Source organism: Empedobacter sp. UBA6305 (assembly GCF_002440405.1).
In the GTDB taxonomy this organism is placed as follows: domain Bacteria; phylum Bacteroidota; class Bacteroidia; order Flavobacteriales; family Weeksellaceae; genus Empedobacter; species Empedobacter falsenii_B.
This window is the reverse complement of record NZ_DJTP01000028.1, coordinates 36,661-60,743: the sequence shown is the minus strand read 5'-3', so window position 1 is coordinate 60,743 and position 24,083 is coordinate 36,661. Positions and strand designations below refer to the sequence as shown.

The 24,083-nt window shown below is 32.1% G+C and carries 26 protein-coding genes; 12 read left to right on the top strand and 14 right to left on the bottom strand.

From position 1 onward, the window contains the following. Positions 1 to 3: 3 nt before the first annotated feature. Positions 4 to 1,251, bottom strand: a complete 1,248-nt coding sequence (gene hemA / locus B3M86_RS07465) for a glutamyl-tRNA reductase (protein WP_291076614.1) — start codon at positions 1,249 to 1,251, stop codon at positions 4 to 6. A gap of 196 nt (positions 1,252 to 1,447) precedes the next feature. On the opposite strand from hemA, the gene B3M86_RS07460 reads away from it, so the two are divergent. After that, positions 1,448 to 2,326, top strand: coding sequence for a helix-turn-helix domain-containing protein (locus B3M86_RS07460; protein WP_286478751.1), 879 nt, complete (start codon positions 1,448 to 1,450; stop codon positions 2,324 to 2,326). A 71-nt stretch (positions 2,327 to 2,397) separates the two neighbouring features. Further along, positions 2,398 to 3,444, top strand: coding sequence for an endonuclease (locus B3M86_RS07455; protein ID WP_291076616.1), 1,047 nt, complete (start codon positions 2,398 to 2,400; stop codon positions 3,442 to 3,444). A 52-nt stretch (positions 3,445 to 3,496) separates the two neighbouring features. Here B3M86_RS07455 and B3M86_RS07450 read toward each other — a convergent pair whose 3' ends face one another. The 8 genes from B3M86_RS07450 to ruvB all read right to left on the bottom strand — a co-directional run bounded on the left by B3M86_RS07450 (position 3,497) and on the right by ruvB (position 8,094). Then, positions 3,497 to 4,015: a hypothetical protein gene (locus B3M86_RS07450; RefSeq protein WP_052217554.1), complete on the bottom strand. Its 519-nt coding sequence runs from the start codon at positions 4,013 to 4,015 to the stop codon at positions 3,497 to 3,499. Between the two features lie 29 nt (positions 4,016 to 4,044). Continuing rightward, the gene (locus B3M86_RS07445; RefSeq protein ID WP_291076617.1) at positions 4,045 to 4,464 is read right to left on the bottom strand and encodes a hypothetical protein; all 420 of its coding nucleotides are present in this window, start codon (positions 4,462 to 4,464) and stop codon (positions 4,045 to 4,047) included. Between the two features lie 64 nt (positions 4,465 to 4,528). Then, positions 4,529 to 4,804: a hypothetical protein gene (locus tag B3M86_RS07440; protein ID WP_291076619.1), complete on the bottom strand. Its 276-nt coding sequence runs from the start codon at positions 4,802 to 4,804 to the stop codon at positions 4,529 to 4,531. Then, entirely contained in the window at positions 4,805 to 5,059 is a 255-nt protein-coding gene (locus B3M86_RS07435) for a hypothetical protein (RefSeq protein ID WP_291076621.1), read from the bottom strand. Next, a complete protein-coding gene (locus B3M86_RS07430; RefSeq protein WP_291076623.1) occupies positions 5,052 to 5,732 on the bottom strand; it encodes an SH3 domain-containing protein in 681 nt (226 codons plus the stop codon). Before B3M86_RS07430 ends, B3M86_RS07435 begins: the two co-directional genes overlap by 8 nt. Positions 5,733 to 5,793: 61 nt before the next feature. Further along, a complete protein-coding gene (gene queG, locus B3M86_RS07425; protein ID WP_291076625.1) occupies positions 5,794 to 6,741 on the bottom strand; it encodes a tRNA epoxyqueuosine(34) reductase QueG in 948 nt (315 codons plus the stop codon). A 13-nt stretch (positions 6,742 to 6,754) separates the two neighbouring features. Continuing rightward, positions 6,755 to 7,045 (bottom strand): DUF1272 domain-containing protein, encoded by a 291-nt coding sequence (locus B3M86_RS07420; protein WP_150432055.1) that lies wholly within the window; start codon positions 7,043 to 7,045, stop codon positions 6,755 to 6,757. Positions 7,046 to 7,056: 11 nt separating this feature from the next. Further along, positions 7,057 to 8,094, bottom strand: coding sequence for a Holliday junction branch migration DNA helicase RuvB (gene ruvB / locus B3M86_RS07415; RefSeq protein ID WP_291076629.1), 1,038 nt, complete (start codon positions 8,092 to 8,094; stop codon positions 7,057 to 7,059). 108 nt (positions 8,095 to 8,202) lie between these two features. Here ruvB and hemH point away from each other — a divergent pair, with 108 nt between their 5' ends. The 7 genes from hemH to hutI all read left to right on the top strand — a co-directional run bounded on the left by hemH (position 8,203) and on the right by hutI (position 14,146). Beyond that, complete coding sequence (hemH, locus tag B3M86_RS07410; RefSeq protein WP_219033610.1) at positions 8,203 to 9,186, top strand: ferrochelatase; 984 nt, start codon at positions 8,203 to 8,205, stop codon at positions 9,184 to 9,186. Between the two features lie 81 nt (positions 9,187 to 9,267). Continuing rightward, a complete protein-coding gene (locus B3M86_RS07405; protein ID WP_291076632.1) occupies positions 9,268 to 10,368 on the top strand; it encodes a DUF3078 domain-containing protein in 1,101 nt (366 codons plus the stop codon). Between the two features lie 25 nt (positions 10,369 to 10,393). After that, positions 10,394 to 11,446 carry a DUF3078 domain-containing protein gene (locus B3M86_RS07400; RefSeq protein ID WP_291076634.1) on the top strand — a complete coding sequence of 351 codons (1,053 nt, stop codon included), beginning with the start codon at positions 10,394 to 10,396 and terminating at the stop codon, positions 11,444 to 11,446. A gap of 70 nt (positions 11,447 to 11,516) precedes the next feature. After that, a complete protein-coding gene (locus tag B3M86_RS07395) occupies positions 11,517 to 11,726 on the top strand; it encodes a hypothetical protein (protein WP_286478764.1) in 210 nt (69 codons plus the stop codon). 283 nt (positions 11,727 to 12,009) lie between these two features. Continuing rightward, positions 12,010 to 12,126, top strand: a complete 117-nt coding sequence (locus B3M86_RS13875; RefSeq protein ID WP_349679591.1) for a GNAT family N-acetyltransferase — start codon at positions 12,010 to 12,012, stop codon at positions 12,124 to 12,126. A 150-nt stretch (positions 12,127 to 12,276) separates the two neighbouring features. After that, positions 12,277 to 12,789, top strand: a complete 513-nt coding sequence (locus B3M86_RS07385) for a hypothetical protein (protein WP_291076636.1) — start codon at positions 12,277 to 12,279, stop codon at positions 12,787 to 12,789. A gap of 127 nt (positions 12,790 to 12,916) precedes the next feature. Beyond that, positions 12,917 to 14,146 carry an imidazolonepropionase gene (gene hutI, locus B3M86_RS07380; protein ID WP_291076638.1) on the top strand — a complete coding sequence of 410 codons (1,230 nt, stop codon included), beginning with the start codon at positions 12,917 to 12,919 and terminating at the stop codon, positions 14,144 to 14,146. On the opposite strand, the gene B3M86_RS07375 is transcribed toward hutI, so the two are convergent. Beyond that, positions 14,136 to 15,446 carry a DUF4026 domain-containing protein gene (locus B3M86_RS07375; RefSeq protein WP_291076640.1) on the bottom strand — a complete coding sequence of 437 codons (1,311 nt, stop codon included), beginning with the start codon at positions 15,444 to 15,446 and terminating at the stop codon, positions 14,136 to 14,138. The two genes, hutI and B3M86_RS07375, sit on opposite strands and share 11 nt — an antisense overlap. 150 nt (positions 15,447 to 15,596) lie before the next feature. Between B3M86_RS07375 and B3M86_RS07370 the strand changes: the two genes are divergently transcribed. The 3 genes from B3M86_RS07370 to B3M86_RS07360 all read left to right on the top strand — a co-directional run bounded on the left by B3M86_RS07370 (position 15,597) and on the right by B3M86_RS07360 (position 17,885). Next, positions 15,597 to 16,457: a YicC/YloC family endoribonuclease gene (locus tag B3M86_RS07370; protein ID WP_291076642.1), complete on the top strand. Its 861-nt coding sequence runs from the start codon at positions 15,597 to 15,599 to the stop codon at positions 16,455 to 16,457. Further along, positions 16,457 to 17,023 carry a guanylate kinase gene (gene gmk, locus B3M86_RS07365; protein ID WP_221854349.1) on the top strand — a complete coding sequence of 189 codons (567 nt, stop codon included), beginning with the start codon at positions 16,457 to 16,459 and terminating at the stop codon, positions 17,021 to 17,023. Before B3M86_RS07370 ends, gmk begins: the two co-directional genes overlap by 1 nt. 91 nt (positions 17,024 to 17,114) lie before the next feature. Next, the gene (locus tag B3M86_RS07360) at positions 17,115 to 17,885 is read left to right on the top strand and encodes an alpha/beta fold hydrolase (RefSeq protein ID WP_280037593.1); all 771 of its coding nucleotides are present in this window, start codon (positions 17,115 to 17,117) and stop codon (positions 17,883 to 17,885) included. Positions 17,886 to 17,917: 32 nt separating this feature from the next. Here B3M86_RS07360 and B3M86_RS07355 read toward each other — a convergent pair whose 3' ends face one another. The 4 genes from B3M86_RS07355 to acs form a co-directional block, all read right to left on the bottom strand. Continuing rightward, positions 17,918 to 20,413, bottom strand: coding sequence for a cation-translocating P-type ATPase (locus B3M86_RS07355; protein ID WP_291076645.1), 2,496 nt, complete (start codon positions 20,411 to 20,413; stop codon positions 17,918 to 17,920). Between the two features lie 140 nt (positions 20,414 to 20,553). Continuing rightward, positions 20,554 to 21,318 (bottom strand): C40 family peptidase, encoded by a 765-nt coding sequence (locus B3M86_RS07350; protein ID WP_291051125.1) that lies wholly within the window; start codon positions 21,316 to 21,318, stop codon positions 20,554 to 20,556. Next, positions 21,318 to 21,965 carry an O-methyltransferase gene (locus tag B3M86_RS07345; protein ID WP_291076647.1) on the bottom strand — a complete coding sequence of 216 codons (648 nt, stop codon included), beginning with the start codon at positions 21,963 to 21,965 and terminating at the stop codon, positions 21,318 to 21,320. Before B3M86_RS07345 ends, B3M86_RS07350 begins: the two co-directional genes overlap by 1 nt. Before the next feature lie 180 nt (positions 21,966 to 22,145). Further along, positions 22,146 to 24,050, bottom strand: coding sequence for an acetate--CoA ligase (gene acs / locus B3M86_RS07340; protein ID WP_291076649.1), 1,905 nt, complete (start codon positions 24,048 to 24,050; stop codon positions 22,146 to 22,148). Positions 24,051 to 24,083: the final 33 nt, after the last annotated feature.

Genomic DNA, 24,083 nt, shown 5'->3' with positions numbered 1-24,083 from the left:
GTATTAAGCTTGTTTTAAATGAAACATTTTTTCGATTAACTGAATTGTTTCGTCTGCATTTTCTTTATTTTCAATCAAATAAGAAGCAAACTGATTTGTAATTTTCTGAATTACTTTTTCAGTTAAAATCGTTTCATTTTCGTCAATGTTTACATTATCTTTTTTCAAATTATTTAAAGCAAAACTCTGAAAAAAGTCTAATCTATCTTTGAAAGATTGAATAGCTGGAACCAATTCTCTGGTTTCTAACCATTCGTAAAACTCTGTAGAATGCTCCTCTATAATTGCCAAAGCTTCTGGAATTGCATTGCGACGTTGCGCAATCGTATCATCTACCATTTTAGACAATCCGTCCACATTTACCAATTGTATAGATTCGCGGGCAGCCAACGTATGAATTACATTTTCTGGAACTGACATATCAATAATCGTCATTTCCTTATCGAACGGAATCATTTCTTCTGTAATCGTGTAATTACTTGCTCCCGTTGCAACAATTAGAATATCTGTTTTTTGTAATTCTTCTTTTAATTCGCTATGATCTTTTACGGTAATATCATATTTCAATCCAAGAACATCTGCCTTTTCTTTTGTACGATTGATTAACGTAATGTTCGTATTTGGATAATGTTTGACCAAATTAGCACATGTATTACGACCAATTTTACCAATTCCGTACAACAAAATATTTTTGTCGACCAAGTTTCCTTGCGTTGCTTGAATAAAATTAACCGCAGAATATGCAACCGAAGCTGAACCATTGCTTAAAAAAGTTTCGTTCTTTACTTTTTTACTAATTTGGATCGCAGTATTTACCAAACGCTCTAAAAAAGCATTTGATGCACCTTGTTTTTTGAAACGAGAAAACCAAATTTTGATTTGTCCGATGATATCAAAATCACCTAAAATCTGACTTTCTAATCCCGACGAAACACGGAATAAATGTGTAATCGCTTCTTCTCCTTCTTTTACCATCATAAATTGACGGAATTCATCTGCATTACCTTCTGTGTATTTACAATATTGCTCAACGATTTGATCTTCGTTTTCTGCAAAACCATAAAATTCAGTACGATTACAAGTTGATACAATAAAAAAGTTTTCTAAACCATTCGTTTTAGAATCTTGTGTAAACATTTCAACTTGTTCCGGGAAAAAAGTAAATTTACCTCGTGTAATGGCGTCAGCTTTTTCATAACTGATTCCGATTACGTAAAAATTTTCTTCCGTTTTATTACCTCTAATTGCCATTTCTTCAAATACTGATACAAAAGTAGTTTCAAAAGTCTTCGAAAAATAACTTTAAAAAGAAAAAATAACGCTAAAAATTAAAGTTTGCTTTTTTAGAATAATTATAAATTAAAGGTTTATATTTGTATGTAAACCATTATAAAGAGCGAAGTTGACAATTATCACGTTTTTTATATGACAAACCTCATCATTCGAAATGGATTTAAAAAATACCCATAAAAGTAAAATTAACGAGTATAAATTGTCAACAGACGTATTTATCGCTCAAATAGACAACTTTACAGCTTCTACAGACACGATTCTAAAAGGAATTGACAAGCGTTATATACAATTCTATTTTTGTACAAAAGGTTCGTTGACATTTAATTTTAATAATGGTATTTATAAAATCAATTTGAACGAAGGAAAAAGTTTTTTGTTTTATTATCCAACATTAGACATTCCATTATCGTTAAATATAAATGCAGAAAGTAAGGTTTATATTGTGGTTTTGTCTATTCAGAAATTACATCAATTGTTTGCAGAATATCAAATTCAGAATAATTTGATTTCGAGCATGACGCAAGAGAAATTTTATATTGAACGCGAAATTGGGCCAGCGATAAAATTAGTTTTGAATCAGATTGAACAAATGAAACTTTCTCCACAATTTCAAAATTTATTTTTGATTGGAAAAATGTACGAATTGTTCACGCTTTATTTTTCTGAAATCGAAAATCAAACTGAGCATTGTCCTTTCTTGAATGATGAAAATGAAGGAAAACGAATCAAAGAAATCAAAGATTATTTATTAGCTGATTTTAAAAATCCTCCAACCATCAAACAACTTTGCGAAAAATTTTCGATCTCGGAATATCATCTGAAAGAAGGTTTCAAAGAACTTTATGGAACAACTGTTTATGGTTATTTATTGGATAAAAAACTGGAATATGCGTTGCATAAATTAGAAGAAAATCAACAAATGGTAAAAGATATCTCGTTTGAAATTGGTTACGAAAATCCATCTCATTTTATATCAGCATTTAAGAAAAAATACGGCTTGACACCTAAACAATACATTAAACAATTTCAGTAAAAAATTTAAGAATTGTTAATCTTAATATCATTTATTAAATACTTACTTTTGTTAAATATTTATAAATAGTTATGCAAAAATTTTTACTTCTTTTATTTCCTTTTGCCGCTTTTGCGCAACAACCCGACTATTATGAAGGGATTGATTTTAAACAAAATGGAAAAACGATAAAGGAAGAATTACACGATTTAATCAATGCTACGCATCATGCGGTTAGTTACAAAACTGTTTGGGATATTTTAATGAAATCAGATTTAGAAATAGGCTCTAAAGATAGAGTTTTATTGATTTATGGTTTTACTGATAATTCTACTGTTTATGCTGAACAGCGCACACGCGATGTCAACAATAGAAATACGGGTTCTTCGGCTCCCGGTACTTGGGAACGCGAACACGTTTTTCCGAAATCATTGGCAAGTCCAAAAATGAATGAGCAAATTCCTGGTATAGGCACTGATGCGCACAATTTACGTGCAGTTGATAGACAATTAAATTCGACAAGAGGTAACAATGCTTATCGTGAAAAATGGGCGCAGGATGTGACAGGACAAGCTAAATTGATCAATGGAGGTTTTTATCCTGGTGATGAATGGACGGGAGATGTGGCGCGAATTATTATGTATATGTATGTACATTATGGGTTGGAAACCGATCCGCAATTAGTTGCGTACAACAATACGACAACAACCAATACTGATGGAATGCCTGATATGTTTTTGAAATGGAATGTGCAGGATAAAGTATCTGAATTTGAGAAAGTTCGAAACGAAATTATTGCCGAAACGCAAGGAAGTCGAAATCCATTTATTGATAATCCGTATTTAGCAACGTTGATTTGGGGAGGAGATAAAGCCGAAAATACTTGGGCTGAATTATCTGCGAACGATTATAATTATCAACAAACGCTTGTAGAAGTTTTTCCTAATCCAACAACAGACAAAGTAAAGATTAATGCTAAGAATTTTGATTATGTCAATTTATATGATTTTAACGGTCGTTTACTTGGAATTGAATTAGGTTCGGAAGTTAATTTGAAAAATTATCCAGCTGGAATGTATATTTTATCTATTCATCTGAAAGATGGAAACATCATCACGAAAAAAGTGATTAAGAAATAATTTTAAACAAAAAATTCCAACTCTAAGAGTTGGAATTTTTTGTTTATTCATTTTAACAACCTTCATTATACATTACATCGAAAGAAACTACTTTATCATTCACTAAATAGAATTGTAGAATCGATCCATTATCATAATCTTCAACATTAAAATAACGAAAAGCTTTTGTTCTTTTATCCGTTTTATCATCATAACCATCGAAAATAGAAATATTCAGATTTTTATATTTATTAATTAACTCATCCAAAGATGAGCCAATTTTAATACCAGATAATGTTTTAAGACTAGAATCCGAAGACTTTACACTATATACAGTTAAAGTAGAAGAACCTGCTGTCTCCTCACCATTTGTTGTCAATCCAACTTTATATGTTACTCCTTTAGAGACAATTGTTACATCACCATCAGGATAACCATATTCATTCAATTTTATTTTGAATTTTTGTCCTGTTAATTTCTCTAATTCAGACAATTTCATTCCAAGTTTTACGTCATTAATACGAGTTGTAGAAACTTGCGCTTGCAAAGCTATTCCAGCTACAAAAGCAGCTATAAAAAATATTTTTTTCATTTTTATGTATTTAGGTTTTAATCATTATTTTAAAGTGTACATTCTTCTGGGTTATAAGAACTCAATCTTATTGTTGTTACAATTTCATTTTTCAAAGAAAAAGTCAATATAACACCATTTTCTCTATCATCAATTCTAAATTCTCTGTTATTATTATTCGATTTATCCAACAAAACATTATATTTTGACGAATAAGCTTTCCAAAAATCCTCCAACGTACTGCAAATACCAATTCCAGATAAGGTTTTGATGTTTTTACTTGTTGTCGAAATAGAACTTAAATAGGTATCATTTTCTGTTTTGCTCAAATAACCACTTCTTATTTCAATTGCGAAATAAATTCCATTTAAAGTGATATTCGTTTCTCCTTCATCAACAATTGCAGCAGGTTTTTTACATAATAATTTTAATACTTCGGACGGACGCATTCCAATTTTCAACTCATTCATTCTTGTTGTAGAAATCTAACCAAATCCTACTATTGAAAGTAAGAAAAATCCTACTAAAGCTATTTTAGTTTTCATAAATATTGTTATTTAAAAAACCCGATTCATTTGACAAAACCAATTTTATGACTTTATTATTTTTCAAATAAAAATCTAATGTACATCCATTATCAAGATCATTTATTGCAAAAGCTCTGACCGATTTTGTCTCATCATCTTCAAAAATATCTTGCACAGAAATATCATATTTTTTGTACGCTTTCCATAAATCATCCAACGAACTTCCAATTTTTATTCCTGATAAAGTCGAAAGTTGAGCGCTAACAGACGAAACTGTATACACTTAAAACTGTTTTGTTTTCAAATTTTTATAATACGAAATATGATATTTAATTCCATTCAACTCAATGTTCTGTTCATGCATTTCAGGATTATTTACATCATAAAGCGCTAATTGATTTGGCGTTAAAGCTGCAACTTGTTTTTGTGTCATTTCATCCGAAATATCTCCAAATTTGGAAGTCGTTACTTTTTGAGCAAATATTATCGAAGTAAATAGCAAAAAGCATCCTAAAATTGATAAAATTCGACTAAGCATAAGCATTAATTTGAGCAATATGTTTTACAATTTTTCCATTATCCAACACCCAAAGTGCATCATAAACTCCAGCTCCATCGCTATATGTTCCGAATAAATAATATTGATTTAACTCTTTATTGTAAGTAAGTTTTGTAGCAGATAAATTTGCGTTATATAAATTGGTAAAATATTCTTTTGGAATGATAATCTCTTTTCCTTTGAATGATATTTTAAACGATTTGAATTCTGTTTGAGGAATCATTCCATCCGAACCAAGAAAATCTTTTTCATCAATCGCATAAACAAAATCACCTTCCTTGAAAATTTTATGCTTTTTTGAATTAAATGTTTGCGTTTCGAGCTGAATAATATAATCTGCAACCGAAAATTCTATTTTAGAATCATTGACTGAAGTTGGTGAAATCGAATCAAAATTTTCTAACTTTTTGATTCGATCATGGTAAACATAACCAGCTTTTTCAAGTTGATATTCAACCAAATACCATTTCGAATTATCATCATCAGAATCAATTGGATAAATAGAATTTGAATTGACTTTTGCAACAATTTTAGACGAAGTATTTTTTTCATCTCTCACGTTTGCAAAACCATCTTTATCTTGTACAATCCCAAATTGAGCTTGCGCAAAATAGCTTAAAAAAGTAGTAAGAATGAATAAACTTTTTTTCATTTTTATGATTCGATTTTCTTGAAGTAAAGCTAACAAAATCTAAACCAAAAATTTTCACGAATTATAGTGATTTTACAAAATCGATATTTCTTTTCAAACCATCAAATTTTGTACGTTTTACGGGCGATTTCTTAAAAATTTCACGAAAAACATCTTCCGTAATTTCTTCCCAATCTTTTTTTGAGAATTGATTAATTTTCTCATGACCAACAAAACGAGTTTCTTTCGTTGGCAACGAAAAACGATTCCACGGACAAACTTCTTGGCAAACATCACAACCAAAAATCCAATCGTCAAATTTCCCTTTCATTTCGGTCGGAATTTGATCTTTCAATTCAATTGTAAAATACGAAATACATTGACTTCCATTCACTGTTTTATTGGGTAAAATCGCCTCAGTTGGGCAAGCATCAATGCAACGTGTGCAATTTCCACAGTGATCTGTTTCAATTGGAGAATCATAAGCTAAATCTAAATCGACAATCAATTCGGATAAAAAGAAAAAAGAACCTTTTTGCTTTGATAAAGTCAATGAATTCTTTCCTACCCATCCAATTCCTGCTTTCCGTGCCCATGCATGCTCTAAAATAGGAGCAGAATCTGCAAAAGCACGTCCATTCACTTCTCCTATTTCATCTTGAATAAAATCCAATAACTCGCGTACTTTTTCTTTGACCACAAAATGATAATCCTCTCCTTGAGCATACATTGCAACTTTATACGAATTTGGATTCCGATTTAAGTTTTGATAATAATTGTATGCCAATGAAATTACTGACTTCGCACCTTCTACCAACAGGCGCGGGTCCAATCGCATATCGAAATGATTTTCCATATAATGCATTTCTCCTTGATAATTATTATGCAACCAAGATTCTAGGTGTGGAGCCTCGGCTTCCAAAAAATTTGCTTTCGCAATACCACAAGAAATAAATCCCAACGCTTCAGCTTTGTCTTTGATGCGTTGGGACCATTTTATTTTAATATGTTCTTCTGTTGGAAGATGCATTTTACTTTAAAAATTAACGATTTTCAGGTAAAACATTTTTTAATTCACTTTTTAAATTTTCAAATTCTGTAAAATTCACTTTTTTCAAAACAATTTGTGTAGAAGCAGGATATTTAGAACGATATTTTTTTGGTCGAATAGGTCTTTGAGTAAAATTACCACCACAATTTGGGCAAACATTTTCTAAAATATTATCCGCACAATCTTTACAAAAAGTACATTCGAATGTACAAATCATAGCTTCTGTTGAATCTGGAAATAAATTCTTTCCACAATTTTCGCAATTGGGCCTTAATTCTAACATAAAATATTTTTCTAATGATCAAACAAATCTGTTTGTGGTGAATTTTCTCCACGGTATTTTACCCCGATATGTTTATATGCTTTTTCTGTCGCTATTCTTCCTCGTGCAGTTCGCATTAAATAACCTTCTTGAATAAGGTAGGGTTCATAAACTTCCTCTAACGTTCCACCATTCTCCCCTACAGCAGTTGCCAAAGTTGTAATTCCAACAGGCCCTCCTTTAAATTTTTCGATGATGGTTGATAAAATTCGATTATCCATTTCATCTAAACCATTGTCATCAACTTTTAGTGCTTTCAACGAAAATTCAGCAATTGATAAGTCAATTTTTCCATTTCCTTTGATTTGGGCAAAATCACGTGTTCTTCTCAATAAAGCATTCGCTATACGAGGTGTACCACGGCTTCGACCTGCAATTTCGATTGAAGCTCTTTCATCGATTGGAGTTGCTAAAATACGAGAAGATCGCTCAACAATCGTACTTAATAATTCAACATTATAATATTCGAAACGGAAATTAATTCCAAAACGAGCACGAAGCGGCGCAGTTAATAAACCAGAACGCGTTGTTGCACCAATTAATGTAAAAGGATTCAAACCAATTTGAACCGAACGTGCATTTGGTCCAGATTCGATCATAATATCAATCTTAAAATCTTCCATTGCCGAATACAAATATTCTTCGATAACGGGAGACATACGATGGATTTCATCAATAAAAAGCACATCATTTTCTTCCAAATTCGTCAATAAACCAGCTAAATCACTCGGTTTATCGAGAACTGGTCCAGATGTAATTTTGATTCCTACACCTAATTCATTCGCAATAATATTTGCCAATGTCGTTTTTCCCAAACCTGGAGGTCCGTGCAACAAAACGTGATCTAATGCTTCGCCACGAAGTTTAGACGCTTTTACGAAAACTTCTAAATTCTCTAGAATATGCGCTTGTCCAGCAAAATCATCAAAACTTTGCGGACGAACAGTATTTTCGTGATTTAGATCGTCGTCTGGATAAAATTCTTTATCAGGATTTAATAAATCTGACATAAAATGATGATATAAATTATAATGATGATATTACGAAGGACAAATTAAATTATCCTCCGTACTTTTACACCTACAAAGAACGCAATATTTTTTTAGATAAAAAGAATTATGAGCAAAGGAATATTATTAGTGAATTTAGGTTCGCCCGATTCTACCAATGTTGAAGACGTAAGAACTTATTTACGCGAATTTTTAATGGATAAGAAAGTTTTAGATTCTCCTTGGATTATTCGTAAAACTGTTGTTGAATTATTTATTTTACCAAAAAGACCCGAAAAATCTGCTGAAGCTTACCGAAAAATTTGGACAAAAGAAGGTTCTCCTTTAATTGTTTACTCTAAAATTTTGAGAGATATGGTACAAAAACAAATGGATATTCCAGTTGTTTTGGCAATGCGTTACAAAAACCCTTCGATAGAAGCTGGTTTACAAGAGCTTTATGACAAAGGTGTTCGCGACATTTTGGTTGTTCCTTTATACCCTCAATACACAATGTCTTCTACAGAAACTGTTGCGGATAAAGTGCTTGAAATTCAGAAAAAAAGTTACAAAGACACTAAGATTAATTTCTTGAAAGCTTTTTACAATCATCCAGATTATATCAAGGTTTTAGGAGATTCTATCAAAGAAAAATTACCTGAGAATTTTGATAAATTATTGTTTTCTTATCACGGAATTCCAGAACGTCACGATAATAAAGCACTTCGTGCTGCAAAAGCGAGCAAATTACCTATTGAAACTTATCGTAATCAATGTTTTGAAACAACACGTTTGGTAACCGAATACTTGCAATTACCAGAAGATAAATATACCACTTCTTTTCAGTCTCGTTTAGGTCGTGACCCTTGGATTAAACCTTATACAGACCACATGTTAGAAGAATTTCCTGCACAAGGCGTTAAGAATTTAGCGGTTTGCACCCCTGCCTTTGTTTCGGATTGTTTGGAGACTTTGGAAGAAATTTCGATGGAAGGACAAGAAGAATTCTTAAAAGCTGGTGGTAAGCAATTTACATACATCCCTTGTTTGAATGATCGTCAAGATTGGGTGGATACATTAGTGAAATGGTTGAAAGGTTGGCAAAATAATTAAGAAAGGTTTTTAGCCTTACAAAATAAATTAGATATCTTTGTTTAGAATTTTTCAATTTTAAACAAAGATATTTTTTTTAAAATGAGACTAATTTTCTCAATTATATTTTTAGTCCTATCACTTTTTAGTTCGGCTCAATTTTTAGATACTAGTGGAAATCTAATTATTGATGGTCGAAAATATCTGAAATCCAAAGTGGATACTACAGGACGAAAATCGGGTTGGGAAATTTATGGTGCAAATACTTTAACCGTTAATCAAAATACCTTTTCCAATTGGATGGCAGGTGGTGAAAATTCGGTTTCACTAAATGCTAAAGCTGATTACGAATTTAATTTCCGAAAAAAGAAACACTTTTGGGACAATCGTTTTATTTTTGAATATGGTTTTTTAGACAATAAAACCAATGGAACGCGTAAAACTGCTGACAATCTAAATATCACAACTTCTTATGGATATTTGATAAAAGAAAAATGGTACCTAACCTCATCACTTAATATTCGTTCACAGTTTTCTGCAGGTTACAATTACGGAACAACTCCAAAAACAAAACTATCAAACTTATTTGCGCCTGCATATGTAACAATTGGGGTCGGTGCGAATTATACGCCAAATTCTAATTTTTCTCTCAGTTTTCAACCTTTAACATCAAGAACAACAATTGTTGCAGACAAAGATTTGCAAAATAAAGGAACTTATGGTTTACGAAATGATGGAGATACGTTTCTTTTTGAAGTTGGAGCATATTTAGGTGGTCGATACAAAATGAAACTTTTTGATAACGTCACTTACGATAATAATATTGGAATTTTCTCCAATTATTCCAACAAATTTTATAACCTCGATATTGTGTATGCAGGATTGTTAGATATGAAAATTAATAATTTTATGTCCACGCAATTAACCATTAATTTGATTTACGATGAAGATCAAGTTGCTCAAACACAGTTTAAACAAGCTCTTGGGATTGGCTTAACATATAAAATAGACAGTACTAAGAAAAAAGATAAGAAGAAACGTAGAAAGAAGGAAATTCTCCCATATTTCGATACATCTGGCATTTCCCCAGTCAATTTACCTAGAATAAAACTGGATAAACAAAACTATGATCAAGTTTTTGATAAAAATACAATTGACGAAAAATCAACGTATATTAAATCAGAATCCATATTTTTGGAATAAAATAACTATTAAATCAACCAATCTAATGAAAAAAATTTTATTTACATTAGCAATTTTAGGAAGTGCTACAACTTTTGCGCAAACAGTAAAAGATGGTAAAGTAGCTACTGATAGCAAGCGTTATTTAAAAGATCAAAAATTTGATGGTCGTCAACCTGGCTGGTTTGTTTCAGGAAATAATTCACTTTTATTTTCTCAAAGTGCATTCAGTAATTGGGTTGCGGGAGGTGTAAATTCGTTTGCGCTAAATGGAAGTTTAGATTATGAATTTAACTTGACAAAAGAAAAACATATTTGGGATAATCGTGTTGTTTTGGGATACGGAATCCAGACTAACAAAGGCGAAAGTTCTCGCAAAACAAATGATGTTATCGACTTAACTTCTTCTTATGGTTACAGCATCGGAAATCATTGGTATTTAGCTGCCTCTATCAATTTTCGCACACAATTTACAGATGGTTTTGATTATTCAACAGATCCAAAAACGAAGATCTCAGGCTTGATGGCTCCAGGTTATCTAAGCTTAGGTTTGGGTGCGGATTACAAACCAAACGAAAATTTCCAAGTTAATATTCATCCATTTACACCAAGAATGACATTTGTTTTGGACAAAGATTTACAGAAAAAAGGAAACTTTGGACTTAAAAATGATGGCGATACAACTTTATTCGAGTTTGGTGCATATTTAGGTGCGCGATACAAACTACAAATTATGGAAGGAATTTCTTATGATAACCGTGTTGGAATTTACGCTGATTATCTGAAAAATTTCGGAAATATGGACGTTGCTTATCAAGGAATTTTGGATATGAAAGTGAACAAGTTTGTCTCGGCACAAGTAAGTTTAAATTTACTGTATGATGAAGATCAAATCAAGAAAACACAGATAAAACAAACACTTGGAATCGGATTTAATTACAAATTTGATAACACGCCACCAAAAGTAGAAGAAGCGCCAGCAACTGCTTTTATGCAAGAAGCGCCAATTTTCGAAGAAAAAGAAGAAACTGAAGAAGTGGCAACTAACATTCTGAAAAAGGAACCAATTCTTAATGAAACAAAATTAGTCTCTCAATAATATTTTCAACCTGCTTTTAATAAGAGGTTTTTTTATTTTTCTTATTTTTACAGCTCAATAGAAGAATAAAATGACAAAAAATATTTTTGGCGCACTATTACCACAAATTTTAATGATTGTTTGGGCAGCTTTCGAACTTTACCTTGGGTTCAATAACGAACAAAATAACCGCATCATTCTTAGCGCAATTGTGATATTAATCTTCGTTATTTTTACAATTATTACATTAGTCAAAGTAATTAAATACCCAAATGATCCTACTTATTTGAAGAAAAAGTAATTGATATGAATGTAATTCTTAAAACTGAACGATTAACTTTGAGACCAATCAAAATTGATGATACAGAAGCAATTCATCAATTACATTCTATCGAAGAAGTTGATTAATATAACAACGTTAGGAATTCCAGAAAATATAGACGTTAACGTTCTTCATCTAAAAGATTTAGTAAAATCTAATCAAGGAACAACCACAAGCTTATATTTTTGTTATCGAAAATGACAATCAATTTGCTGGATTAATTTCTCTAAATTTAGGTTGAGCTAAATACAAAAATGCAGAAATTTGGTTTAAATTACATCCAGATTTTTGGAACAAAGGAATTGCAACAGAAGCTTTAAAAGAAATTATTTCTTTTGGTTTCAATACTCTAAATCTTCACAGAATCGAAGCTGGATGAGCAGTTGATAACATTGGTTCTTACAAAGTTCATGAAAAAGTTGGCATGATACGAGAAGCACATACAAGACAATTACTTCCTATAAAATCTGGTTGGGCAGATAATTATGGTTACGCTATTTTATCGACTAATAAAATTTAATATTGCATCATGATTTTTCGTGAATTAACAATTTCTGTTTTAGCTAAACGATACTTGCATCCATTTGATAGTCTCGAGTTAGTAAAATGGGCTATTGAAATTCTTAAAATAGGTTACGAAACCGAAAATTTATATATTCTTGCTGGTTTAGATGATGAAAATACAATTGTAAGAGAAGATTATTTCTTTAAAAGTTTAAATGATTTGAATTTTATAATTGATAATAAAGAATCTATTTTAAAGGAATATGCATTTTATATTTCTAAAAAATTTATTAATAATAATTTAGATCAGGACACTGCTATAAATAAAATGTACCATATTTATTCTGAATTAGATTCTGAATTAGATTCTGAATTAGATTTAGAGATTTTCTATCAAATTACCATCGATTTAGAAATACTTGAAGATATCGGATCTTCACCTTACGCAAATATAAATTTGGACAATAAGGATGAATTTATTTTTAAGAAATTTCAAGAATATTATTCAAAATACAAACCTATTTACGAGTCAAATTAATTAATTCCAAACTCATTTTGGAATCACATCTCCCAAAAATAAAAACTTTGAAGTTAGGTAAACGAGTTTCAAAATTCGAACACAATCTCCCTTAAATTTCGTAAACTTGTGTTATAAAACAACAAAAATGAAATTAATCGGTCCTTTCAGACAAATTATAACACTTGCCAATTTACCTTTAAAAGGTGCTATTCACGAAAACCAAGTCGAAGTTCTCGAAGATGGAGGAATTATTATTGTTGATGAAACAATTGTAGAAATTGGAAATTTCGAAACACTTTCTCTACAATATCCAACCATCGAAATTCAACAAATTGAAACGGAGCAAATTCTTCTTCCTGGATTTGTGGATTCACATACACACGTTTGTTTTGGAGGAAATCGCGCCAAAGATTTTGCCATGCGTTTGGACGGAAAAACTTATTTAGAAATTGCCAAAAGTGGTGGCGGAATTTGGTCTACTGTAACAGAAACGCGTAAGAAAACAGTTGACGAACTGAAAGATATTACGCTAAAGCATGTTGCGCAATTAGCTAAACAAGGAATCACAACTGCTGAGGTTAAATCGGGTTATGCACTTTCTGTTGAAGGCGAAATTAAAATGTTGGAAGCGATAAATATGGCGAATCAAGAAAGTGAAATTGATTTAGTTCCAACTTTTTTGGGTGCACATATGAAACCAAAAGATTTCGAAGGTTCAAATCAAGAATATTTAGAACTTTTGGTCGAAAAAGTTTTTCCAAAATTAAAAGTTGATGATTTAGCAAATCGTATCGATATTTTTGTGGAACAATCTGCTTTCTCTGTTGAGGAAGGCGATTATTTCTTAAACGAAGCAAAAAATCAAGGTTTTGATATTACGATTCACGCTGATCAATTTACAGCTGGAGGAAGTTATTTAGCTACAAAATTCGATGCTTTGAGTGCAGATCATTTAGAATTTTCAGGAGAAGAAGAAGTGAAAAACCTTGCGAATTCTAATGTTGTTGCAACTGTTTTACCTGGCGCTTCTATCGGTTTGGGAATGCAATATGCACCTGCTCGAAAATTGTTAGATGCTGGTTGTTGCGTTTCGATTGCTTCGGATTGGAATCCTGGCTCAGCTCCAATGGGAAATCTTCTGACACAAGCTTCTGTTTTAGCTACTTTTGAAAAATTATCAATGGCAGAAGTTTTAGCTGCAATTACTTTTCGTGCTGCAAAGGCTTTAAATTTAGTTGATCGTGGAACAATAGAAAAAGGTAAAAAAGCCGATTTTATCAGCTTCTCTACCTTCGATTATCGTAATATTATCTATTATCAAGGACAATTACAACCAACAAATGTGTGGAAAAATGGTGCGTTGATTAATCAATAGTGTAAATATTATCAGGAGTGATGGTGTTTGTCGGCGTGTAAATTAACCAATCGGTAATCATTTCTTGCGGATAAAGACCTTCATCTCCTTCATTCAAACCTTCTACAGCATAAGGACGATTCAAGCAAACGCCAAAAATTTCGTTGTTTTCATTGATTCCGTACACATCAAACCAAATATGTTCCTTATTCATTTCATGATCGACATCAAATCCTAATTTGATTAAAAATCGATAATAATTCTCTTCATCTGCTTCTGGATTAAAATACGTGTTAAATGCTTTTTTATACGATTCAAAACGTTGATAAGCCAAGGCTGACATTCGTTCCGTTTCCTGATCGCTAATAAAGAAAATCGGATTATCTGCAATTGTCGCCGCATAAACTTCTGGCGTCAATGTATGTCCTTCTTGCACCGCTAACAAAACGCCACAAGGTTCGTAATTTTCGTTTTCTGGTTGACGCTCATTGTAACCTCCCGGAATTTTTGCAGGATAATCTTTCACCATATCTTCCCAACGTTTCCAACAAAATGTAATATCCAAACCATCATAACCAATATTAAATTCTTCATTTTCTGGCGAACGAAAATCTGGTTTGATAAACGCATTTACAATCATATCCAAAGCCGAATTCATCTGCTCTACTCCATCTTTGATGTTCAACATCTCCAACTCCACAGAACCGCAACGATGCAAACCATGCGTATGCATCCAATACACGCGATCGCCATTTTCATCCTCATCATAAACGCCATGAATCACATATAAATACGAAGGCGCAGGCGGAATTTCTGACTCTGCTGTCACTTTAGCCCATTTACCAGAAAGCAAACGATAAGGCATAAAATCGACAACAATAGATGGATTTTCGACAATGGCTTGCATAATTTTAAGCTGCAAATGAAAACTATCCAACGCATCATTTCCAAAATACATTACAGATTCCAAATAAAAATCTTGTTGCGTTGCAATTTCCATTTCTTCATCAGAAATCATATTTCCAAAACCAAATTCAGAATAATCGTTACTTTTCGCATCCACAACATACAAATTCACATCAAATTCTTCCTCCAAATAAGACACTACAAGTTGATATTCTTGCTTTACCGCTCCATTTTCGTCTTTATCAATTTCGATAAGATCAAAATTAATTAATTGAAAATAATCCGTTGATTTTAGACTATTTTCGATTGATTCTCTCGAGAATACAAAATCTTTCGATGAAGGAAAAATTCCCATTGTAGAAGGCAAACTCAATCCATCTTCTGCAATTCCTTTGTACAATTCTTGATTTGTCATAGTATAATTTTAGTTTGATTTTTGTTAAAGATAAATGTTTTAAGTTCATCAAAATTTTAGCAAAATGTTAAACTTTAAAATGATTAAAGATGATAATTCAGTTCGCATTACGTTAATTTATTGTAATTTTGTTCGCATAATTTTACAATTATGATAGCATCTATGACAGGTTACGGTAAAGCCGTATTGGAATTACCTGAGAAAAAAGTAACGATAGAAATCCGTTCTTTAAACAGTAAAACACTGGATTTAAACACGAGGATTCCTTCTTTTTATCGTGAAAAAGAATTAGAAATCAGAAACCTTATTTCAGAAAAAGTTCAACGTGGAAAAGTTGATTTTTCTATGTTAGTAGAGCTAAATCCTGCTGCAAGAAATCAAAATATAAATGCTGAATTAATCAAAAGTTATATGGCAGAATTCAAATCAATCACGCCAAATGTGACTGATGGTGAATTGTTACCTGTAGTAATGCGCCTTCCAGACGTTATTTCGTACACGCAAGACGATTTGGGTGAAGACGAATGGAATCAAATTCGTTCAACAATTATTGACGCAATTGACGCTTTAAATCAATTTAGATTAGACGAAGGAAAAGTTTTAGAGAAATATTTGACTTTAAACTTGAATAATATTCTTGAGCTTTTAACACAAGTTGTGCCTTTTGAAAAAGAACGAATTGAGACAATCAAAGAACGTTTCAATAAACGTTTAGAAGAAGTAAAAGTTGATATTGATCAAAATCGTTTTGAGCAAGAATTAATTTTCTATTTGGAAAAATTGGACATTACGGAAGAAAAAGTTCGTCTAAAAAATCATTGCGAATATTTCTTGAAAGAATTAGCTGGAACTGAATCTAATGGAAAAAAACTTGGATTTATTTCGCAAGAAATTGGTCGTGAAATCAATACATTAGGTTCAAAATCAAATCATTCTGAAATGCAAAAAATTGTTGTTCAGATGAAAGATGAATTAGAAAAAATTAAAGAACAATCGTTAAACATTTTATAATGAAAAAAGGAAAATTAATCGTCTTTTCAGCTCCATCAGGCGCAGGAAAAACAACTTTGGTTCGTTACGCTTTAGAACAATTGGAGAATATCAAATTTTCTATTTCTTGTACAACTAGAGATAAACGCGAAGGTGAAACTCACGGAGAAGACTATTATTTCTTAACACCAGAAGAATTTAAAGCAAAAATTGCAAACGACGAATTCGTAGAACACGAAGAAGTCTACCGCGATAATTTTTATGGAACTTTAAAATCAGAAGTTGATCGCATTACATCAGAAGGTAATTCTGTTATTTTTGATATTGATGTTATTGGTGCATTGAATATCAAAAAATTGTACGGAGATCAATGTTTAACAGTATTTGTAAATCCTCCATCTTTGGAAATATTGAAAGAACGTTTAATTTCTCGCAACACAGAAAGCGAAGATAAATTGAAACAACGTATTGATAAAGCAGGAATTGAAATGGAAAAAGCTAAAGAGTTTGATATCATTTTATTGAACGACGATTTAGAAACTGCAAAAGCAAAAACCTTAGAAATTATTACAGATTTTATTAAATAATAATTTTTAATCATCATGATATAAATGCCTCGAATAAATAAAATCGAGGCATTTTTGTTATCTTTAGCTTTCGAAAAAATCACTACATAAAATGGAAATAGAAAATAGTTTAGAAATCAACAACGCCAATATTCATTATGTTCACCACGAAATAAATCCAGAAAATCCAACACTTATTTTTTTACACGATTCCTTAGGTTGCACCCAACTTTGGAGAGATTTCCCAAAAGAAGTTGCCGAAAAAACAAATTGTAATTTATTCATCTACGATAGAAAAGGTTATGGAAAATCGTCGCCTTTTACCATTGATCGTCGCGAATTGACTTACATGCATGATGAAGCAGATTTTCTAAATGATTTGGTTCAATATTTCAACTTCAAAGACATTATTTTATTTGGACATAGCGATGGCGGATCGATTGCGTTACTTTATGCTTCGAAATATCATCAAAATTTAAAAGGAATTGTTGTAGTTGGTTCGCACATTATTGTAGAAGAAATTTCTTTACAAGGAATCAGAGATGCAAAAATTGCATATGCAGAAACTAATTTGAAAGAACGTTTGACAAAATATCATGGCGATAAAACGCAGAAAGTTTTTGAGATGTGGACAGAAACTTGGTTACGCCCAGATTTTATTGATTTTGATATTCGAAAAGAATTGCAAAACATCGAATGTCCAACTTTGGTTATTCAAGGAATTGATGATGAATATGGTTCGATTGAGCAAGTAAATGGAATTATCAACAATGTAAAAGGAGGAAAAGAAAGTTATCTTGTTCCTGATGCAAAACATACACCTTACAAAGAGAATAGGACGCCGACTTTGGCAAAAACAGTTGAGTTTATTGATTCGTTATAACGAATCAATAAACCTAAATATTACCATTTTACTCAATTTTTTCTCCTACGTTTAATCCATTTATAAACTTCAAACCACAATACAGATAACATTGCTACAAGCATCGCCATTCCTAATTCTTTTAGATTCAACGAAGAAACTTTAAAAAATAAAGAAATTGGCTTTATATACAGTATTGCAAAAAGTATAAGCAATGTAAGAATTGTAACGCCAACCATTAAATTATTTTTATTTTTAAAACTTGACCACAAGCTATAATAAAACGATCTATTCGTTAAACTTAACCAAACATTTGAGAAAATCAACGTTGTAAAAACCATTGCTCGGGTTTTCTCTTCATTTCCGCCTAACTGATAAGTGTATTGATAAACAAAAAGCAATCCTAATGTGATGATAATTCCTTGAATAATACTTGTTGAAAGTTCTTTCCAATTCAGAAAAGTTTCCGTCATAGGACGAGGTTTTTCGTTCATAGAATTTTTCTCTAAAGGCTCGTTTTCATACACAATAGAACAGGTTGGTCCCATTACCAATTCTAAGAAAATAACATGAACCGGTGTGAAAATTTGCGGAAAAGCCCAACCTAAAAACAACGGCAATGAAACAATTAATATAATTGGAATATGAATCGAGATAATGTATTGAACAGCTTTTTTAAGATTCGTATAAATGCGTCTTCCAGCAGCTATTCCGATAACTAATTTTCCTAAATCATCATTTGTTAAAATTAATTGCGCAGCTTGTTTGGCTATTTCAGTTCCTTTTTCGCCCATTGCAACACCAATGTGTGCGGCTTTCAATGCTGGTCCATCGTTTACTCCGTCGCCCAACATTGCAACTACTTCTCCATCCTCTTTCAAAGCTTTCACGACGGCTAATTTTGCTTCGGGAAACATTCGTGCAAATAAGACTTTTTCGTCGGCTGCTTTTAATAATTCTTTTTCAGAAAGTTGTGTAATTTCACTTCCTGTAATACTATCTTCAGCATGAATAATTCCTGCCTGATTCGCAATACTCATCGTAGTTTCGGCATTATCGCCTGTAATTACTTTTACTTTTATTCCGGCATTATATATTTTCTCGAAAACCTCATTTATTCCCTTTTTAGGCGGATCATAAAAGACAACAAAACCTAACAATTCAAAAGGTAAATCTTGTTGTTGTTTTGGAAAATCGTTTGAATTAAAAGTAGATTTTGCAACACCCAAAAGTCGGAAACCTTTTGTTCCAAAATCGCGAATGACGTTTCGTAAATGATCTTTTTGTTGATCAGAAAGATTCGAAACTTGTAAAATAGCTTCTGGAGCACCTTTTGCCGCAATTATTCGTTGATTATCTTTATTTTTAAAACAATGCGTCATCATCGGAGGTTTTCCAGATAAAGGATATTCGAAAAACATTTGATATTGATTGCGCTCATCAACCTGTGTTTGTTCGTAAACTCGGTGTAACGTTTTTTCCATTGGATCGAATGGAACAGGTTCACTACTCCACATCGCATATTGTATAATCTCAGAAATTTCAACATCATTGAATTGATTTTCATCAAAAACCGTACACATTTTTGCATCATAAATTGCATTCAATTTCATCGAATTTTCGGTAATTGTGCCTGTTTTATCACTACAAATAACAGTTGTGCTTCCTAAAGTTTCGACAACACTACTCTTTTTTACAATAATTCCTTCGCGTAATAATTTCCATGAACCCAATGCCATAAATGTAGTAAATGCAACTGGTATTTCTTCGGGTAAAATAGACATTGCCAAAGTCAAACCGTTTAATAAACTACTTACAATGTCTTTTGTTTGAAAATAATTGAATCCGCAAACCATTGCAAAAACAATAATTCCAATGATTGCCATTCCTTTCACAAATTTTTCTATCTGCAATTGCAAAGGCGATTTTTCTTCTTTTATAGATAAAATTGACATTCCTATTTTTCCCAACTTCGTTTCTGCTCCAATGGCTGTCACTTCAAAAATAGCCAAACCAGAAACTGTCAAAGTTCCACTGTAAATTTCTGAATGATCTATATCTTTAAAAACTGACATACTTTCGCCTGTTAAAGCAGATTCATTCACCGAAAAATCATTGCTATGAACAATATTTCCATCAGCATTAATCATCTTTCCTTCTTCCGTCACACACAAATCACCAATTGTAATTTCGTGTGTTGGAATCTCAACTAATTGTCCATTACGAATAACTGAACTCAAAGGTTCGTTCAACTTTTCTAACTCTTGCAGAGCTTTTTGATTACGAGAATCTTGGTAAAATGAAATTCCTGTCACAGCAACAATAGCCACAAACATAAATGCAGCTTCACCCAAATCACCAACCAACACATAAATAATTGATACAGCAATCAAAATTAGCGTCATTGGTTCTTTTATAATATCAAATAATAAACTATACCAAGCAGAATTCTGTTCACCCTTTATTGCATTATCTCCGTATTGTTGTTGAGCTTTTTTGACTTCAGAATCAGATAATCCTTTTAAATTTTCAGGAATTTTTATAGACATTATTTCAATCGATTAGTGTTTACTAAAGTTACAGCTAAATCCAATTAAAAAATAGTTTAATACTTGATTATATCCTATTTAGATTTGATTTCAATTAAAACAAAAAAATCATTTCTTTCGAAATGATTTTTGCTCTATTATTAAGGAATTAATTTTCGAATGCATCGCAGTTTATGCGAATATTTTTGAGAATCGGTATTGAAAATTCCATTGGTATCAATAGGATCAATACGAACTTTACCATGTGCATGTAAAACTTTTCCGTTACCACACATAATTCCTACATGTATTATACGACCTTCTGCATTATCAAAAAATGCTAAATCACCAGGTTCTGCTTCTTCTACAAAACTTAACACTTCGCCCATTTCTGCTTGTTGATAAGCATCTCGTGGTATTTTATATCCCCCAATTTTGTACACTTGTTGTGTTAATCCTGAACAATCTATTCCAAAAGATGATTTACCACCCCACAAATAAGGTACATTTAAGTAAGCTTTTGCTATTTCAACCAACTGATCTTTTGATTTTTTACCAGAAGTATATACGCCAAAATATTCAAAACATTTTGGACCAATTTTGATTTTACTTTCATTCAAAGTACGAACCTCAGCTCCAATTGTCAATGTCATTGGCAAGCCATTTTCCATCGCATGATTATACGGATTAATTGCAAATTTCTCGATCGAATCTTTATTATATTCTTCTTCCGAAATTTCTACAATTTGTTTTGGATCAAGCCAACCTTCATAACCATCAAAAGCTAACTGAACTTTCGTCCATTTTTCTAATTCTTCTAAAATAATCAACTTTTCTCCAAATAAAACCTGACTCACCATTTCTGATGAATCTCTTGCTTCAGAGCGCAATGGCGCAACACTTACTTGACAAATGGCGTACTTCATTATTTTTTTCGAATTAACGTAATTCCATCACGAATCGGTAAAATGATCGATTCTACACGTTCATCTTTCGTTACCATATCATTAAATTCTTTCAAGATTTTTGTCGAAGGATCTTTTTTATCTTCCTCCTCCATCATCACTTTTCCGTACCACAACACATTGTCAACTAACATTGCTCCTCCGGGACGAAGAAGTTCCAAAACCTTCTCGAAATAATAAGGGTAACTCTCTTTATCGGCATCAATAAAAGCTAAATCTACAGAATCTTTTTCAATTGTGTTCAATTCTTCGCGCGCATCATTGATTCTGAAATCAATTTTTGAGGCAAATTCTGATTCATCAAAATACTTTCTGCAAAGATATTCTAACTCATCATTTTTATCCATCGTTATGATTTTTCCATCAGCAATCAAACCTTCTGCCAAACACAATGTTGCGTAACCTGTAAAAGTTCCTAACTCTAAAATAGTTTTTGGGGCTAAAATCTTTGACAAAATACTTAACAAACGACCTTGATATTCTCCCGAAATCATGTGTGGCTGCGTTGTACATTGATAAGTTTCAACACGTAAACGGCTCAAGATTTCAGGTTCTTGATCCACATGATGATCTAAATACGATTCTAAAACTGGTGAAATTTTTATCATACCTTTAAAAAGTCAACAAAATTACAAAAAATGCATTGAATATCGGCTATATAAAGGAAATTTAGAAGAGAAAATTTATCCAAAATAATCAAACCAAAAAAGCATTAATTTTTGGGTAATGCTTTTTGTTTTGAAAATTATTTTGATAAGCTTAGACTAAATCTTAACCTCAGCCTTACTTTAAACTTTTCCTTTCTGAATAACAGTTACAACATCTGGATCTAATAATGTTGATGTATCGCCAAAATCAGTTTCGTTGCTTGCTATTTTTCTTAAAATACGACGCATAATTTTTCCGCTTCGCGTTTTTGGTAAACCTGAAACAAACTGTATTTTATCTGGCTTTGCAATTGCTCCAATTAATTTAGAAACTCCATTTTTTATTTCTGCTTCAAGTTCTGGTGAACCTTGTACTCCATCTTGCAAAATCACATAAGCATACAATGCATTTCCTTTGATATCATGAGGATAACCAACAACCGCGCTTTCTGCTACAACTTCGTGTTCATTTATCGCATTTTCTATTGGTGCAGTTCCTAAATTGTGTCCAGAAACAATCACTACATCATCTACACGTCCTGTAATTCGATAATTTTCCATTACATCACGATACGCTCCATCTCCTGTAAAATAATATCCCGGAAATGTTGAAAAATAGGTTTCTACATAGCGTTTATGATTACCATAAATAGTACGAGCCATAGATGGCCAAGGAAATTTAATTGCTAAACGTCCTTCTGCTTTTTCATTTACTGCTTCTACTTCTTTTCCATGTTCATCCATTAAAACTGGCTGAATTCCTGGAAGCGGTAATGTTGCAAACGTTGGACGAAGTGGCGTAATTCCTGCTAATGGCGAAATCAAAATAGATCCCGTTTCTGTTTGCCACCATGTATCTACAATTGGACAATTTCCTTTTCCAATATAATCATTAAACCAGTGCCAAGCTTCCTCGTTAATTGGTTCACCAACTGATCCTAAAACTTTAAGACTTGATAAATCATATTTCTCGACATAGTCTAACGATTCACGAGCTAACGAACGAATTGCTGTTGGAGCTGTATAGAAATGTGTCACTTTTAATTTTTCGACAATTTCCCAAAAACGTCCAAAATCAGGAAAACTTGGAATTCCTTCGAACATTACTGAAGTTGCTCCACAAGCCAAAGGTCCATAAATAATGTAACTATGTCCTGTAATCCAACCGATATCTGCTGTACACCAATAAATATCGTTGTGCTCCATTTGAAAAATATTATCGAACGAATAAGCCGTTTCCACCATATATCCACCACATGTATGCACCATTCCTTTTGGTTTTCCTGTAGAACCAGAAGTATACAAAATAAACAAAGAATCTTCGGCATCCATAATTTCCGCAGGACAATTATCGTCTACCTTATGCATTTCATCAATCCAAAATTTATCACGTCCACCAACCATAGAAGTAGGCTCGATAGCACGTCGATAAACAATACACGACTGAATAGAAGCACAATCTTTTAAGGCTTCATCACAAATTGCTTTTAAGTTAATTGATTTCGTTCCACGAAAAACTTCGTTTGCTGTCACCAAAACCTTACATTGCGCATCGTTGATACGAGAGGCAATTGCAGCAGAAGAAAATCCTGCAAAAACAATAGAATGTACCGCGCCAATACGAGCACAAGCTAACATCGCGATGGCTAATTCTGGAATCATTGGCATATAAATACACACACGATCTCCTTTTTGTACGCCATTATTTTTTAAGACATTCGCAAATTGGCAAACTTTTGAATGCAATTGACGATATGTAATAATTCTAGATTCCTCTAAAGGATTATTTGGTTCCCAAATTAAAGCTGTTTTGTTTCCATTTTTTTCCAAATGACGATCCAAAACATTTTCGGTAATATTTAGTTGTCCACCTTGAAACCATTTAAAATCTGCTTGTTCAAAATTATATTCAAGTGTTTTGTCCCATTTCTTTTGCCAAACGAAGTTTCCAGCAATTTTATCCCAAAATTTTTCAGGCTCCTCGACACTTTTTTTATACGCTTTCTTATATTCAAAAAACGAATTGATTCTAAAATTGTTAATCATTTTAATTTTAATTGTGGTTTTGAATACTAAATA

Coding starts and splice junctions, on each gene's coding strand:
- hemA (WP_291076614.1), bottom strand. CDS start 1,251: ATGGCAATTAGAGGTAATAAAACGGAAGAAAATTTTTACGTAATCGGA.
- B3M86_RS07460 (WP_286478751.1), top strand. CDS start 1,448: ATGGATTTAAAAAATACCCATAAAAGTAAAATTAACGAGTATAAATTG.
- B3M86_RS07455 (WP_291076616.1), top strand. CDS start 2,398: ATGCAAAAATTTTTACTTCTTTTATTTCCTTTTGCCGCTTTTGCGCAA.
- B3M86_RS07450 (WP_052217554.1), bottom strand. CDS start 4,015: ATGAAAAAAATATTTTTTATAGCTGCTTTTGTAGCTGGAATAGCTTTG.
- B3M86_RS07445 (WP_291076617.1), bottom strand. CDS start 4,464: ATGAATGAGTTGAAAATTGGAATGCGTCCGTCCGAAGTATTAAAATTA.
- B3M86_RS07435 (WP_291076621.1), bottom strand. CDS start 5,059: ATGCTTAGTCGAATTTTATCAATTTTAGGATGCTTTTTGCTATTTACT.
- B3M86_RS07430 (WP_291076623.1), bottom strand. CDS start 5,732: ATGAAAAAAAGTTTATTCATTCTTACTACTTTTTTAAGCTATTTTGCG.
- queG (WP_291076625.1), bottom strand. CDS start 6,741: ATGCATCTTCCAACAGAAGAACATATTAAAATAAAATGGTCCCAACGC.
- B3M86_RS07420 (WP_150432055.1), bottom strand. CDS start 7,045: ATGTTAGAATTAAGGCCCAATTGCGAAAATTGTGGAAAGAATTTATTT.
- ruvB (WP_291076629.1), bottom strand. CDS start 8,094: ATGTCAGATTTATTAAATCCTGATAAAGAATTTTATCCAGACGACGAT.
- hemH (WP_219033610.1), top strand. CDS start 8,203: ATGAGCAAAGGAATATTATTAGTGAATTTAGGTTCGCCCGATTCTACC.
- B3M86_RS07405 (WP_291076632.1), top strand. CDS start 9,268: ATGAGACTAATTTTCTCAATTATATTTTTAGTCCTATCACTTTTTAGT.
- B3M86_RS07400 (WP_291076634.1), top strand. CDS start 10,394: ATGAAAAAAATTTTATTTACATTAGCAATTTTAGGAAGTGCTACAACT.
- B3M86_RS07395 (WP_286478764.1), top strand. CDS start 11,517: ATGACAAAAAATATTTTTGGCGCACTATTACCACAAATTTTAATGATT.
- B3M86_RS07385 (WP_291076636.1), top strand. CDS start 12,277: ATGATTTTTCGTGAATTAACAATTTCTGTTTTAGCTAAACGATACTTG.
- hutI (WP_291076638.1), top strand. CDS start 12,917: ATGAAATTAATCGGTCCTTTCAGACAAATTATAACACTTGCCAATTTA.
- B3M86_RS07375 (WP_291076640.1), bottom strand. CDS start 15,446: ATGACAAATCAAGAATTGTACAAAGGAATTGCAGAAGATGGATTGAGT.
- B3M86_RS07370 (WP_291076642.1), top strand. CDS start 15,597: ATGATAGCATCTATGACAGGTTACGGTAAAGCCGTATTGGAATTACCT.
- gmk (WP_221854349.1), top strand. CDS start 16,457: ATGAAAAAAGGAAAATTAATCGTCTTTTCAGCTCCATCAGGCGCAGGA.
- B3M86_RS07360 (WP_280037593.1), top strand. CDS start 17,115: ATGGAAATAGAAAATAGTTTAGAAATCAACAACGCCAATATTCATTAT.
- B3M86_RS07355 (WP_291076645.1), bottom strand. CDS start 20,413: ATGTCTATAAAAATTCCTGAAAATTTAAAAGGATTATCTGATTCTGAA.
- B3M86_RS07350 (WP_291051125.1), bottom strand. CDS start 21,318: ATGAAGTACGCCATTTGTCAAGTAAGTGTTGCGCCATTGCGCTCTGAA.
- B3M86_RS07345 (WP_291076647.1), bottom strand. CDS start 21,965: ATGATAAAAATTTCACCAGTTTTAGAATCGTATTTAGATCATCATGTG.
- acs (WP_291076649.1), bottom strand. CDS start 24,050: ATGATTAACAATTTTAGAATCAATTCGTTTTTTGAATATAAGAAAGCG.